This is a genomic window from Caulobacter vibrioides, from assembly GCF_002858865.1.
GTDB classification, from domain to species: Bacteria; Pseudomonadota; Alphaproteobacteria; order Caulobacterales; family Caulobacteraceae; genus Caulobacter; species Caulobacter vibrioides.
Genome location: NZ_PJRR01000015.1, coordinates 1 through 14,306, shown reverse-complemented (window position 1 = coordinate 14,306; position 14,306 = coordinate 1). Strand labels below are relative to the sequence as shown.

The 14,306-nt window shown below is 65.8% G+C and carries 13 protein-coding genes; 9 read left to right on the top strand and 4 right to left on the bottom strand.

The window, feature by feature from the left end:
• Positions 1-3: 3 nt before the first annotated feature.
• The 6 genes from CVUC_RS11355 (at position 4) to CVUC_RS11330 (ending at position 5,698) form a co-directional block, all read left to right on the top strand.
• Complete coding sequence (locus tag CVUC_RS11355; protein ID WP_010918325.1) at positions 4-393, top strand: response regulator; 390 nt, start codon at positions 4-6, stop codon at positions 391-393.
• Entirely contained in the window at positions 390-953 is a 564-nt protein-coding gene (locus CVUC_RS11350; protein ID WP_010918326.1) for a chemotaxis protein CheD, read from the top strand. Before CVUC_RS11355 ends, CVUC_RS11350 begins: the two co-directional genes overlap by 4 nt.
• A 3-nt stretch (positions 954-956) precedes the next feature.
• Positions 957-1,340: a chemotaxis protein CheU gene (locus tag CVUC_RS11345; RefSeq protein ID WP_096032369.1), complete on the top strand. Its 384-nt coding sequence runs from the start codon at positions 957-959 to the stop codon at positions 1,338-1,340.
• Positions 1,341-1,347: 7 nt separating this feature from the next.
• The gene (locus CVUC_RS11340) at positions 1,348-1,950 is read left to right on the top strand and encodes a response regulator (RefSeq protein ID WP_010918328.1); all 603 of its coding nucleotides are present in this window, start codon (positions 1,348-1,350) and stop codon (positions 1,948-1,950) included.
• Positions 1,947-2,417, top strand: a complete 471-nt coding sequence (locus CVUC_RS11335) for a chemotaxis protein CheE (RefSeq protein ID WP_101685820.1) — start codon at positions 1,947-1,949, stop codon at positions 2,415-2,417. The genes CVUC_RS11340 and CVUC_RS11335 overlap by 4 nt, the downstream gene beginning before the upstream one ends.
• Positions 2,418-2,686: 269 nt before the next feature.
• Positions 2,687-5,698: a TonB-dependent receptor gene (locus tag CVUC_RS11330; RefSeq protein WP_096032370.1), complete on the top strand. Its 3,012-nt coding sequence runs from the start codon at positions 2,687-2,689 to the stop codon at positions 5,696-5,698.
• Between the two features lie 81 nt (positions 5,699-5,779).
• On the opposite strand, the gene nagA is transcribed toward CVUC_RS11330, so the two are convergent.
• The 4 genes from nagA to CVUC_RS11310 form a co-directional block, all read right to left on the bottom strand.
• The gene (gene nagA / locus CVUC_RS11325) at positions 5,780-6,916 is read right to left on the bottom strand and encodes an N-acetylglucosamine-6-phosphate deacetylase (RefSeq protein ID WP_096032371.1); all 1,137 of its coding nucleotides are present in this window, start codon (positions 6,914-6,916) and stop codon (positions 5,780-5,782) included.
• On the bottom strand, positions 6,916-8,007 hold the full coding sequence (locus tag CVUC_RS11320; protein WP_096032372.1) for an SIS domain-containing protein: 1,092 nt from the start codon (positions 8,005-8,007) through the stop codon (positions 6,916-6,918). Before CVUC_RS11320 ends, nagA begins: the two co-directional genes overlap by 1 nt.
• 28 nt (positions 8,008-8,035) lie before the next feature.
• Positions 8,036-8,779: a GntR family transcriptional regulator gene (locus tag CVUC_RS11315; RefSeq protein WP_010918333.1), complete on the bottom strand. Its 744-nt coding sequence runs from the start codon at positions 8,777-8,779 to the stop codon at positions 8,036-8,038.
• A gap of 79 nt (positions 8,780-8,858) precedes the next feature.
• The gene (locus CVUC_RS11310; RefSeq protein WP_101685824.1) at positions 8,859-8,927 is read right to left on the bottom strand and encodes a hypothetical protein; all 69 of its coding nucleotides are present in this window, start codon (positions 8,925-8,927) and stop codon (positions 8,859-8,861) included.
• Between the two features lie 123 nt (positions 8,928-9,050).
• Between CVUC_RS11310 and CVUC_RS11305 the strand changes: the two genes are divergently transcribed.
• The 3 genes from CVUC_RS11305 to CVUC_RS11295 form a co-directional block, all read left to right on the top strand.
• Complete coding sequence (locus CVUC_RS11305; RefSeq protein ID WP_096032373.1) at positions 9,051-11,720, top strand: TonB-dependent receptor; 2,670 nt, start codon at positions 9,051-9,053, stop codon at positions 11,718-11,720.
• Positions 11,721-11,877: 157 nt separating this feature from the next.
• Positions 11,878-14,151 (top strand): beta-N-acetylhexosaminidase, encoded by a 2,274-nt coding sequence (locus CVUC_RS11300; protein WP_096032374.1) that lies wholly within the window; start codon positions 11,878-11,880, stop codon positions 14,149-14,151.
• Positions 14,152-14,164: 13 nt separating this feature from the next.
• On the top strand, positions 14,165-14,306 hold a 142-nt coding region (locus CVUC_RS11295), incomplete at its 3' end, for a PTS glucose transporter subunit IIA (RefSeq protein ID WP_145991838.1).

The window sequence follows — 14,306 nt, the reverse complement described above, 5'->3', positions numbered from 1 at the left end:
ACCATGCCCCAAGCAAGCACCATCTCCGTTCTGGTGGTCGACGACCAGCTCACCATGCGGGCCTTGATCCGGAATGCGCTTCAGCAGATCGGCTTCAAGGACATCCGTGAGGCGCCCGATGGCGAGGAGGCTCTCAAGAACCTCCTGGCCAAGCCGGCGAACCTCGTCATCTCGGACTTCAACATGCCGAAGATGGATGGCCTGGCGTTGCTGCGGGCGGTTCGCTCGCACCCGCCGATCCGCCAGACCGCCTTCGTGATGCTGACGGGCCGCGCCGACCGCGAACTGGTCCAGCGCGCCGTGCAGTTCGGTGTGAACAACTACTGCGTGAAGCCCTTCACGGTCCAAGGCCTGAAGGAAAAAATCGAGCAAGTGTTCGGGCAGCTGACATGACCTCATTCCATCACGACGACCCGGAACGCGCGGTCAAGGTGCACGTCACACAGGGGGAAAGCCATGTGACGGCCGATCCCAACGTGGTCATGACCACGGTGCTGGGCTCCTGTATCGCCGCGTGCATCCGCGACCCGCAGAGCGGCGTCGGTGGCATGAACCACTTCCTGCTGCCGGACTCCGGCGACGGGCGCCGGGACGGCGACGCCGTCCGCTACGGCGCCTATGCGATGGAAGTGCTGATCAACGACCTCCTGAAGCGCGGCGCGCGGCGTGAGCGTCTTGAGGCCAAGATCTTCGGCGGCGCCAAGCTGTTCGACGGCCTGTCGGACGTGGGCGCCAGCAACGCCGCCTTCGCCGAACGTTTCCTGCGCGACGAAGGCATTCCGATCGTCTCGTCCAGCACAGGCGGCGTCTCGGCCCGGCGCGTGGAGTTCTGGCCGGCGTCCGGTCGGGTTCGTCAGCGTCTGGTCGCCGTCGACAACGCGCCGCAGGACGTCCGGCGTCCGACTCCCCCGCCGATGCCGGCGGTGGCGAGCGGCGACGTGGATCTGTTCTAGGGCATGGCCGCAAAACCGCTCCAGGCCAGCGCGATCGCGACACCCGAAGAGCTCCTTCCGGTGGGCGAGTTGTCGCGACGTCTGGCGGCGGAGTTGGCTTCGGCCGCTGCCATCTGTCAGGACTGCGAGCACCTCGTGGGCGACCTGGCCGAAGGTGGCGCGGCGCTACCAAACCTGACCAGACTTCAGGCGCTCGACGAACTGAGCCAACGCCTTCACGGCCTTTCGGCCGTGCTTCAACGCATCGGGCAGCATGCGTCCGGGGAGTGGAGCATGTCGATCGAGCCGCTGCTGGAGGGGCTTGGCCTTTCGGATCTCGTCGTCAGGCTGCGCGCCAGCGAGGAAGCCGAGTGGAAAGCCGAGGCCGGCGAGCTGGACTTCTTCTAGGGCGCCGATGACAGACGCTCTCCTTCCTTCGACCCGCATCAACCTTGAACGGGCGACGGTGCTCGTGCTGGACGACAACGGGCCCTCGCTGGACATTCTGTCCCAGGTGGTTTCCGGCTTCGGCGTCAAGCAACTGCATCGCGCCGAGAGCGTCGCTGACGCGCAGTCTCTGATTAAGACCAAGACCTTCGATCTGATCATCAGCGACGTCCAGATGCCGGTCACCGATGGTATCGAGTTCATCGAGTGGCTGAGACGCGAGGGCGGGGACGCCAACCGCTTCATTCCCGTCATCCTGGTCACGGGTCACACGCGGACTTCGCAGATCGTCAAGATCCGTGACGCCGGCGCCAACTATGTGGTGGCCAAGCCGATTACGCCCAAGGTGCTGCTGGAGCGCATCTTCTGGGTCGCGCGCGAGGACCGAGCGTTCATCGAATGCCCGACCTTCGTCGGGCCGGATCGACGATTCAAGCATATGGGCCCGCCTCCGGGGACGGATGGCAGGCGCAAGGATGACCTTCCGGCGGAGGTGGGCGAGGCGCAGACGCCCAACCTGTCCGACGATGAAATCAGCAATATGATGCGCCCAGCGAAGGTGCAGATATGACCGTCCGCAAATTTAAACCACCGAACCGCCTGTCCAAGATGATCAAGGAACGGGGGGGCTTGCTCGCCCAGGACGCCATCGCGGCGGCCGAGGCGGGCGTGGAGTCTCTTCGGGAGGCGTCCCTGGCCGCCCTGGACGAGACCCTGGCCGAGATCGAGACGCGTTTTGGCAAAGGCGCCGAGAACCGGGAGTCCGAGTCGTTCGAGGCCCTGTACGTCCTCGCGTCGCGGATCATCGACGTCAGCGCCTTTGTGGCCGGAACCGGTCTGGATCGCGCCGCCATGTCTCTCTGCGGATTGGCGGACAACTGCGCTGAGGTTGGCGCCTGGCGATGGGACGCGGTCGACGTCCACCTGAACGCCCTGAAGCTTTTGCGGAGTGTGGGGGGCAGCTTGCCAACCGCACAGCGCGACTCCATGCTCCAGGGGCTCTACAAGGTCAGTCATTTCCGCCCCGAAGAGGCCTGAGGCCCGCTTCGCTGAGCGAACATTGTGTCGGAAACGCAACGACCGGCGGAGTCTGTTGGGTTGTGACCGCTTTGTGGCCTTGCCGGTCGCCCCCGGCTTTGTTAGCACTCTGATACCGGTGTCAGGAACACAGATCGGTTTCTGACACCGGTGGCAAAAAACGAAGACTTCAAGGCCAAGGGGCGGTTTCGCGGGAAGGACGCGGAGCCGAGACGAAGGCCAAGGCGGCGGCTACGTCGCCGTCCAATGGTCGAACGGGAGGAGGTTCTATGTCCAAGAATACCACGGGGCGCGTGCGCGGCCTGCAATACGGCGTCTCGGGCGGCGCCCTGGCGCTGGCGATGGCTTTCGCGGGCGCGGCGAGCGCGCAAACCGCTCCGGCCCCCGCGTCCGACGAGATCGAAGCCGTCGTCGTCACTGGTTTCCGCGCCTCGCTGGCCAACGCGCTCGACGTCAAGCGTCGTGAAAACGACCTTGTCGACGTCATCAAGGCGCAGGACATCGCGGATTTCCCCGACCTGAACCTGGCGGAATCGCTGCAGCGCGTGCCGGGCGTTTCGATCGACCGTGACGGCGGCGAAGGCCGCACCATCACCGTCCGCGGTCTGGGTCCTGACTTCACCGTCGTGCGCCTGAACGGCCTGGAAGCCCTGGCCACCACCGGCGGCAAGGACGGCTCCGGCGGCGCCAACCGCGGCCGCCAGTTCGACTTCTCGATCTTCGCCTCGGAGCTGTTCAACAGCGTCACGGTGCGCAAGTCGACCTCGGCCATGAACGAAGAAGGCTCGCTGGGCGCGATCGTCGACCTGCAAGCCGGCCGTCCGTTCGACTTCAGCAAGTTCACGATGAGCGCCAGCGCCAAGGTCGGCTACAACGATCTGTCGCGGAAGAACGACCCGCGCTACACCTTCCTGGTCAGCAATCGCTGGGACACCGGCATCGGTGAAGTCGGCGCGCTGCTGTCGGTCGCCTACGCCACCCGCGCCCAGCGCGAAGAAGGCTCCTCGACCGGTCGTTGGGAAAACCCCTCGGTCCGCTTCAACTCCTCGACGGCGTTCCCGTGCACGGGCGCGGCCTACAACCCTGTCAGCGGTCCGGCCCTGACCTGCGCCCAGATCGGCACGGTCACGGGCGGCACCGCCCCGACTGTGACCGCCGCCGCGGGCACCGCCAACAACCTCTGGCACCCGCGGATCCCGCGCTACGGCCGTCTGGACTATGATCAAGAGCGTCTGGGCGTGACCGGCTCGCTGCAATGGCGCCCGAATGATCGCTCGACCCTGACCCTCGACACGATGCTGGCCAAGTTCCAGAACAATCGTGACGAGACCTATCTGGAAATCATCTCGTTCGCCCGCAGCGGCGCTGGCCTGCCCCAGACCGACGTCGTGAACTTCACGGCCGACAGCAAGGGCACCCTGATCAAGGGCACCTTCGACGACGTCGACGTGCGGACCGAGTACCGCCACGACACCCTGAAGACCGAGTTCAATCAGTTCGCCCTGACCTACGACACCCGTTTTGGTGAAGGCGGCAACCTGAAGGTCGGCTACGGCCAGTCGCGCTCGATCCAGGACAACCCGGAACAGACGACGTTCTCGTTCGAGCGCTACGACAGCGACAACTACAGCTACGACTACTCGGCCAACGATAAGCTGCCGAGCTTCAACTACGGCTTCGATGCGACGAACCCGGCCAACTACGTCTACAGCAGCTCGAACACCCTGGGTGACGCCTCGCTGCTGCGCATGCGTCCGAGCAAGGCGGTCAACACGTTCAAGACCATCTTCGCTGACGTCGACTACCAGATCCTCGACGGCTTCAAGCTGCGCTATGGCGCCAAGTACAAGGAGTACGGCTTCACCTCGTGGGAGAAGCGTCTGAACTCGCGCGTGCTGGCCGGCAACTCCGCCACCACCTTCACCAACGAAGCCGCGTTCGGCCTGCCGCCCGGCGTCACCGTGGCCGACGTGTCGCGCGTGATCACCGGCTTCGGCCGTGGTCTCGACATCCCGGCCGGCGTGCCGACCTCGTGGCTGGCCCCGGACCTGGACAAGCTGCGCCAGAAGCTCGGCTATGACTGTAACTGCGTGAACGCCAACGGCGACTTCCGTCTCAGCGTCATGAACCAACTGGGCGCGATGCGGGCGATCACCGAGAAGGACACCGCCTTCTACATCCAGGGCGACTTCGACTACGACATCTTCAACATCCCGGTGCGCGGCAACTTCGGCGTCCGTTATGTGAAGACCGAGCAGGAAGCGACCGGCAACTACAGCACCGGCAACACCACCCAGACCGTCACCACGCTGGGCGGCACCTTCAGCCAGCGCGTGCCGATCGCCGCCACCCAGACGGTCCGGCGCCAGTACACCAACACCCTGCCGTCGCTGAACATCTCGGCCCAGCCGTTCGACAGCTTCTTCGTCCGCTTCGCCGCCGCCAAGGTGATGACGCGTCCGCAGCTGCCGAACCTGTCGCCCGGCTTCACGGCGATGAGCCAGCAGGCTCAGACCCTGACGCGCGGCAATCCCGAACTGAACCCGATGCTCGCCAACAATCTGGACCTGAGCTTCGAGTGGTATCCGGACAAGGAAACCCTGTTCTCGGTCGGCTTCTTCCAGAAGGACATCAAGTCCTACATCCAGACCTCGTCGGTCGCGGTGCCGTGGGCTGAAACCGAGCTGCCGGACAACCTGCTGTCGAACGGCAACACCGCCGATACGCTGTTCACGGTCACGACCCAGATCAACACCCCCGGCGGCAAGCTGAAGGGCTTTGAAGTCTCGCTGCAGCGTCCGTTCACCTTCCTGCCGGCGCCGTTCGATGGCTTCGGCGGCATCGTGAACTACACCCACGTGCAGAGCGACATCCAGTACGTGATCGCCAACCCGGTCTATGCGGGCACGCCCCGCGCCCTGGTCACGCCGGCGGTCATGCTGACCCAGCCGCTGGTGAACCTGTCGCCCGACGCCTACAACGCGACGCTCTACTACGAAAAGAACGACTTCAAGGCCCGTATCTCGGCCTCGTATCGTGACCCGTACCTGATCCAGGTGGCGCCGTCGGCGACCAACAACAACGATGTCCGCATCAAGGAAAAGACGCTGAACATCGACAGCCAGGTCAGCTACAACTTCAAGAACTTCACGGTCACGTTGGAAATGATCAACCTGACCGATGAAAAGGACAGCAAGCTCAACGACTCGACCCGCATGATCTCGGAAGAGTACGTGCACTACGGTCGTCAGTACTATCTGGGCGTGAAGTGGAAGTTCTAAGCTTCCACTGGCTCCAGGGCTAAAGATGGAAAGGGCGCTGACCTCACGGTCGGCGCCCTTTCTGCATCCAAAGCACCCGTCTCAGCCTTCCTGGCCGTCGATCCAGGTGGCCGCGACCTCCAGGCGGTCATTCAGCAAGCATAGGTCCGCCGCATAGCCCGGCGCGATCAGGCCGCGACCGTGTCCAAGACCCAGGAAACTCGCCGGGGCGTGGGACGCCATCATCACGGCGTCGTCCAAGCTAAGGTCCAGCAGGTCGATCGCGTTGCGCACTGCGCCGATCATGTCGAGATCCGATCCCGCCAGGGTGCCGTGGTCATCAACGCAGACACCGTCGACCACGCGGATATCCCGGCCCTGAAGATTGAACCGCTTGTCACGCAGACCCACCGTCGGCATCGCGTCGGTGACCAGCATGAAGCGGTCGAGGGCGCGGGTCCGCAGAGCGATTTTCAGCACCACCGGGTCGACATGGCGGCCGTCGACGATGATCCCGCACCAGGCGTCCGGGCTCTCCAGCGCCGCGCCGACTGCGCCGGGCTCGCGGCTCGTCAGGGGCGACATGGCGTTGAAGAGGTGCGTAAAGCCGGTCAGGCCATGCTCCAGGGCCTGACGCATGGTCGCGTAGAGGGCGTTGGTGTGACCTGCGGCCACGATCACGCCGGCGTCCGCCAAGCGCCGGATGATCTGGGGCGTGGTGCGTTCCGGCGCGAGGGTCACCAGCGTTTTGCCGCGCTTGAGCGAGGTGAGCAGCGCCAGCGCCTCGTCGTCGATCACCCGGAATTTTCCGGCGTCATGGATGCCTTTGCGCTTGGGGTTCAGGAATGGGCCCTCGATGTGAAGGCCAAGGACCCCAGGCACGCCCTGCGCGATGGCCTCCTCGGTGGCGCGCATCGCCTGGTCGACGACGCGCAGATCGTCGCTGATCAGGGTGGGCAGGAAGCCCGTTGTCCCGAAGCGACGGTGCGCCGCGCCGATCGTCGCGATCGTCTCGACCGTGGGCGCGTCGTTGAAAAGCACGCCGCCGCCGCCATTGACCTGGGTGTCGATGAAGCCGGGGACCAGCAGGCCGCCCTTCAGGTCGCGAGGCTTGGCGTCCGAAGGCGTCTGCGCGGCGTCGATGACGTCCAGGATCAGACCGTCCTTGACCAGGACGGCTTTGCCTTCGACGACGCCGCTCTCCGTCAGGACGCGGCCATTGATCAGAGCAGCCGGCATCAGACGGTTTCGGTGACCTTGTTCAGATGCGGCGGGCTATCTGGATCATAGCCACGCGCGACCGAGAGCGCATTGGCCATGCGGTAGAAGCTCTGGATCATCAGGATCGGCTCCAGCACAGGGTGACTGGCAAGGGTCGGCAGCGCGTCTGGCGCGTCGCCGGCGCCACCGGCGATCAGCACGCTGGCGCCGCGCGCCCGCAGGCCGGCGGCCATCTCGTCGACGCTGGCGCGGCTCTCATCGTTCTGGGCGAAGATGAGGGCGGGGAAGCCGTCCTTCACCAGGGCCATCGGGCCATGCAGCACCTCGGCGGCGCTGAAGGCCTCGGCGTGCAGGCCGCAGGTCTCCTTGAACTTCAGGGCGGCTTCCAGGGCGACGCCAAAGCCGACGCCGCGCCCCAGCACATAGAGGTTGCTGGCGGTCTTCAGGCGCTCGACCGCGAGGGACCAATCCAGGGTCCAGGCGGCCGCCAGGGCTGCGGGAAGGTCCTGCAGAGCCGCAGTAAGCTCTGCGTCCTCGGTCCAGGCCGCGATCAGCTGGGTCACCGCGACGAGGGCTGCGATGTAGGACTTGGTGGCTGCGACGCTGAGCTCTGGCCCGGCATGCAGAGGAATGACCTCGTCCGCCAGCGCCGCCAGCGGCGAGTCGACGACATTCACCAGCGCCACGGCGTGGGCGCCGGCCGCCTTGGCGGCCTTCACAGCCGCCAGCAGGTCGGGGCTTTTGCCCGACTGGGAAATGGCCAGATAGAGCGCGCCCTCAAGGTTAGGGGAGGCGTCGTACACCGAGCTGACCGAAGGGCCCGCAGACGAGGTCAGCACCCCGGCCTTGGTCTCGATCAGGTAACGGGCGAAGGTGGCGGCATGGTCGCTGCTGCCCCGGGCGCAGGTGACCACGACCCTGGGCGGGTTTGCGCGCAGGCGCTGGGCCAGCGCCTGGATCTTCGGGGCGTTGGCGGTCAGCTGGACGGCGGCGACCCTGGCGGCCTCGCCGGCCTCCCGAAACATGTGGGTCGAGGCCGGCGCCAGGCTCGGAGGCGACGCGCCTGTGGGCGCGGGGGTCTCATGACGGGTCAAGACGGTCGCCTCCAAGCTCTACTCCTCCGACTTCAGCGCGTACTCAGGACAGGGAATTCAGTTCGGCGACGAAGTCGTAGGCGTCGCCGCGGTAGTAGGATTGCGTGACCTCGACGGCCCGCCCGTCCTTCAGGAAGCCTCGCCGCTCGATCAGCAGGCCGGCGTCCTTGACGGGCACGCCCAGCAGGTCCGCCTGCTCGGCCTGGAACAGCACCGCGCGCAGCCGCTGGAGCGCGCGCACCGGGCGGTGACCGGTCGTCTCCAGCGCTTCATAGAGCGATGTGCCGACCACTTCGGTGGAGGGCAGGGCGAAGGCCGCGATCGTTGTGTATTCCACCGCCATCGGCGCGCCGTCCGCATAGCGGATCCGTGCGAACCGATAGACCGGGGTTCCGGGCGACAGGCCCAGGGTCAGCGACTCCTCGGGGGTCACCTGGCCCTCGCTGCGGCTGATCCACTCGCTGCGCGGGACGCGGCCGCGAGAGATCATGTCCTCGGTGAACGAGGACAGCTTGGAGAAGCTCTTCTCGACCCGCGCGGCGACAAAGGTCCCGGCGCCTTGGCGGCGCGTCAGCAGGCCCTCGCTGACCAGGCCGTCCAGCGCCTTGCGAACGGTGATGCGCGAGATGTTGAATTCGTCCGCCATGTCCCGCTCGGCGGGAAGGGCGTCGTCCGGAGCCAGCACCTTCTTCTGGATGGCTTCGCGCAGCGCGCGCTGCAGCTGCCGGTACAGTGGGGCGTGATCGCCGGTGGCGTCGAGACGGCCGATTCGTTCCGCAAACGTCATGGCTGCGCCCTCCCTGCCTTGAGCTTCCCTGCGCCTCTGAGCGGCGCTCCCCGTCCGCTCCGATAACATAGGACCATTCTCATACCAATAACGACCCGGTCTGCAATTGGTTTCTTTTTGGTCTTGTCATTCGAGAAAATTCCGTCACAGTCGCCTCCCGAGGCCTGAGAAGTACCACTTTCTGCGGATCCTCCCAGGAAATTGGTATCACATTGGGCTTGGGGTTCGGCTCCAGGCTTGATCGGCCCGGCACAATGGGGAGAAGCCGAGTATGAAGACTATCCGTAAATCCGTCCTGGCGGCGTCCGCCAGCGCCATGGTGGTCATGATCGCCGCGCCGGCCATGGCCCAGAGCGGCGGCAACGAGGTGGAGCAGGTGGTGATCACCGGGATCCGCGCCTCGCTGCTGCAATCGATCGAGTCCAAGCGCAAGGCTGACGCGATCGTCGACGTGGTCACCGCCGAGGATGTGGGCAAGTTCCCGAGCACGAACGTCGCCGAGGCGCTGACCATCGTTCCGGGCGTCACCGTCGATCGCGCCTTCGGTCAAGGCGAGAAGGTCAGCATCCTGGGCACCGACCCCGCGCTGAACCGCACCCTGCTCAATGGCCAGACCGTCGCCTCGGCCGACTGGTTCATCCTGGATTCTCCGGGCCGCACCTTCAACTATGCGCTGCTGGCGCCGCAGATCGTCGGCAAGGTCGACGTCTACAAGTCGCCCGAAGCGCGCATAGACGAAGGCAGCATCGGCGGCACTGTTATCGTCAACACCCGCAAGCCGCTGGACCTGAAGTCCGGCACGATCGCCGGCGCGGTAAGCTATCTCTACACCGATCGCTCGAAGAAGGGCGATCTGCAGGGCTCGCTGCTGGCCAGCTGGAAGAACGCTGACAACACCTTCGGCGCCAGCTTCTCGATCCAGCGCGCGGAAGATCAGCTGCGTCGCGACGGCGTCGAGACCTACGGCACGATCGCGGCGAACCAGTGGGCCGGCGGCAACCCGGACAATCCGGTCGACTCGCGGACTAAGGGTTGCGTCGGCTCGTGCGCCAGCACGCTGACGGCGAACCTGGGCGCCCGCAGCCCGAACGCCTTTGGCGCGTCCTATTTCGAGCAGGGCCGCACGCGCACGACCTACACCACGGCGCTGCAGTACAAGCCGAACGACCAGCTCTCGCTGGAGTTCAATTGGCTGAAGATCGACGCCGACTACGACAACACCAACCAGTCGATGTACGCCTTCCAGGGCAACACGTGGAACAGCCTGGGCGCCCTGACCGGCCTGACCGTCAACAATGGCGTCGTCTCCAAGGCTTCGTTCAACAACGCGCTCAGCGTTCTGGACGTGCAGCACCGTGAGGCCGGCCTGAAGTCCGACACCTTCCATCTGAAGGGCGGCTACAAGGGTGATGGCTGGGACCTGAACGGCGAGGTCGGCAAGTCGACCGCCGACGGCGGCACCAAGCGTCAGGTGTTCCTCGAATTCCTGAACTGGGCCAGCTACACGGTCGACATCAGCGGCGCGCCCAAGAGCCCGGGCAGCCTGACCTACACCACCAACGTGCTGGGCAATCCGAGTGCGTTTGCGACCGATCCGGGCTGGAGCGGCAACCTCGTCAGCAAGCCCACCTCGGACGAGGAAAAGTACGCCCAGTTCGACTTCGGCAAGGACTTCGACGGCGTGATCCAGCGCGTCCAGGTCGGCTATAAGCGTCGTGAACACCAGACGGGCCAGCAGTACGCGGGCATCGCCATCACCGGCGTCGCCGCTCCGGCCTCGTCGTTCAATCCCTCGACCGTGCCCAGCAACTATCTGAAGGGCTTCGACGGCGTCGGGACCCAGATGCAGAACCGCTTCCGCATCGACGGCAATGCGATGGTCTCGTACGTCGAAAGCGGCAAGTGGCTGGCGGCGGGCGCCACCATGCCCAAGCCGTCGATCTTCGCGGCCGCCGAGTTCACGGCCGGCAACTGGAACATCCAGGAAGACATCGACGCCCTGTACGCCCAGGCCAACTTCAAGGCCGACAACGTGCGCGGCAACTTCGGCGTCCGCTATGTGAAGACCTCGGTCGACAGCGCTGGCTATGTCTGCAAGCCCGGCGCGGCCTGCAACAAGGCGGCCGATTGGAGCTGGAAGTCGACCAAGAAGAGCTACGACAATGTCCTGCCCAGCGTGAACATCATCGTCGACGCCCGTGAGGACCTCGTCCTTCGCTTCGCGGCGGCCCAGGTGATCGCGCGTCCGAACTATTCGGACATGACCAACTATTTCTGGCTGTCGGACGGCATCCTCACGGGCGGCGGCGGCAACCCGGCGCTGGAGCCCTACAAGTCGAGCAACTTCAACGCCTCGGCCGAGTGGTACTTCCAGCCCCAGGCGATCCTGTCGGCGGAGGTGTTCTACAAGGACATCTCCAACTACATCCTGCAGCGCACCCAGCCGGAATCGTACTTCAACCAGTCGCAAGGCAAGGTCACGACCTACCAGATCAGCCGTCCGTTCAATGCGGGCTCGGCTGAGGTCAAGGGTCTGGCGATGGCCTACCAGCAGACCTTCGGCGGGGGCTTTGGCCTTCTGGCCAACTACACCTACGCCGACGCCTCGGGCCAGTCGGGCGCGCCGCTGCCCTACAGCTCGAAGAACCAGGTCAACCTCAGCCCCTTCTACGAGAACGGTCCGTTCTCGGCCCGGGCCACCTTCACCTGGCGCTCGAAGTACTTCACCGGCGTCGATCGCGGCGACGACATGTTCGTCAAGGCCGCCAAGACCCTCGACGCCACCGTGGGCTACGCCGTGACCAAGAACATCACGATGTCGCTCTCCGGCCAGAACCTGCTGGACAGCGAATACTACGCCTACGCAAACACCACGGCCCTGCCGCGCGGCGTCTACCGCACGGGCCGCAAGCTGCAAGTCACGCTGAACGTCGCGTTCTAAGACGGTCAGCGGCCGGAGGCTTCGGCGGGATCCGAAGTCTCCGGTCATTGCGCATTGATCCTACCCCTCCTGACTGCAAGCATGGAGCTGGGGCGGGGCGGCCCTGCCGTCCCGCCCGCTTTTTGCCGGCCGCCCACGACCTTTCCTGCGAGGCTGCGTGACCTTGACCCCGCTCCGTATCGTCGCCGTCTCGGCGTTCGCGCTGACCGCTGCGCTCGCGACCGGCGCTTTCGCCGACAGTCTCACGATCACGCCGGCGCCCGCCAAGGTCGTTCGCGCCGAGGGGACCTTCACCCTGTCGGCCGCCACCCGAATCCATGTCGCCAGGGGCGACGTCGAGGCCAAGGGCGTGGCGCTGCAACTGGCCGACCTGATCCAGAGGTCGCGAGGCTTCCGGCCCAAGGTGGTTGAGGGGCCGCCCGCAGCCGACGCCATCGTCCTCACGCGCGAAGGTCCGGGGGGCGAAGCCTACAAGCTCGATATCAACGCCAAGGGCGCGACCATTGCCGCCGCCAAGCGCGCCGGCCTGTTCTACGGCGCGATGTCGCTCTGGCAGCTGGCGACCCCGGACGAGGCCAAGGGGCCCGTCGCGCTTCCCGCCGCCAGCATCGAGGATGCGCCGCGCTTCGCCTGGCGCGGCCTGATGATCGACAGCGCCCGCCACTACCAGTCGCTCGACACCCTCAAGGCGGTGATCGACGCGATGGCCGCGCACAAGCTCAACACCTTCCACTGGCATCTGGTCGACGATCAGGGCTGGCGATTGGAGATCAAGAAGTATCCGAAGCTGACGCAGGTCGCCGCCTGGCGCCGCAACCCCGGCGCGGCGGTGAGGTATCCGAAGTACGGCGGCTTCTACACTCAGGACCAGGCCCGTGAGCTGGTCGCCTACGCCGCCGCGCGCAACATCACCGTGGTTCCCGAGATCGAGACCCCCGGTCACGCCTTGGCGCCGATCGTCGCCTATCCCCAGCTGGGAACCGCGCCGCCGGACGCCAGCAAGATGGGCGACTGGGGGATCTTCCCGTGGCTCTACAACACCGATGACGCCACCTTCGCCTTTCTCGACGATGTGCTGAACGAGGTGATGGACATCTTCCCGTCGACCTTCATCCACGTCGGCGGCGACGAGGCGATCAAGGACCAGTGGAAGGCCAGCCCGAAGGTCCAGGCCAAGATCAAGGAACTGGGGCTCAAGGACGAACATGAGCTGCAGAGCTGGTTCATCCAGCGCGTCGGCAAGAGCTTGGAAAAGCGCGGCCGCCGCCTGATCGGCTGGGACGAGATCCTCGAGGGCGGTCTTGCGCCCAACGCCACGGTGATGTCCTGGCGCGGCATCGACGGCGCGATCGCCGCCGCCAAGCAGGGCCATGACACGGTGCTGTCGCCGCATCCGGTGCTCTATCTCGACCACCGCCAGAGCGCCTCGGCCGAGGAGCCGACCGGACGAGGTCACATCTCCAGCCTGAAGGACGTCTACGCCTTCGACCCGGCGCCGGTCCAACTGACACCGGACGAGCGCAAGCACATCCTCGGCGTCCAGGCCAATGTCTGGACCGAGCATATGCAGACCGACCAGCGCATGCAGCTGATGGCTTTCCCGCGCGCTGTGGCCCTGGCCGAGCGGGCCTGGTCGCCCGAAGCCAGCGCCGACTGGGACGGCTTCGCCAAGCGGCTCCCCGCCGAGATGGCGCGCTTGAAGGTCCTCGGCGTTGCGGCCAATCCGGTTCCGTTCGAGCCGCAGCCGGCGCTGTCGGAGGCCGAGGGGGGCAAGACGCGTGTGGCGTTGTCGACGGGCCTCGGCGTCGGTCAGATCCGCTACACTACCGATGGCAAGGCGCCGACGGCGACGTCTTCGACCTATGCCGGCCCCATAGCGCTACCCACCGGCGCGGTGCTGAAAGCGCAGACCTTCGTTGAGGGCCAGCCGCTGGGTCGTGAGCGGTCCTGGACGATGTCGGCGGACCTTCTCCAGACGCGAACGAGCGGTCAGCTCAAGCTCTGCACCCAGCAGGTGCCGCTGACCATGATCGACGATGCGCCCGCCGCGCTCGATCAGCGTCCGATGATGATGGTCGACATCTTCAATCCCTGCTGGATCTGGGAAGGCGCGCGCCTCGACAAGGGCGCGATGCTCAGCGCCCGCGTCACCCAGATCCCGTTCAACTTCCAGGTCGGCAAAGACCGCGACAAGATCCCGCTGCATCCGCCGGCCACGCCGGGCGGCGAGCTGGAGGTGCGCCTGGGCTGCTCTGGCGAAAGGATCGCCGCGATTCCGCTTGGCGACGCCGCGCGCAATCCTGGCCTCTCGACCATCGAAGGTCGCTTGCCCGCACGGGCGGAAAAGGCCGATCTCTGCCTGACCTTCACCTCCAGGAGCCTCGATCCTTTCTGGGTGGTCGAGCGCATGACCCTCAAGCCCGCGAACTAGTGTCCAGGAAGCGTTGATCGTGTCCAATCTCGTTCTCACGGCCCCCTTGCAGGGCTGGGTTTCGGCGCTGGAGGAGGCGCCGGATGCGGTGTTCGCCGAGCGTATGCTGGGCGATGGGCTGGCGATTGATCCGCTGGGCTCGACGCTGCACGCGC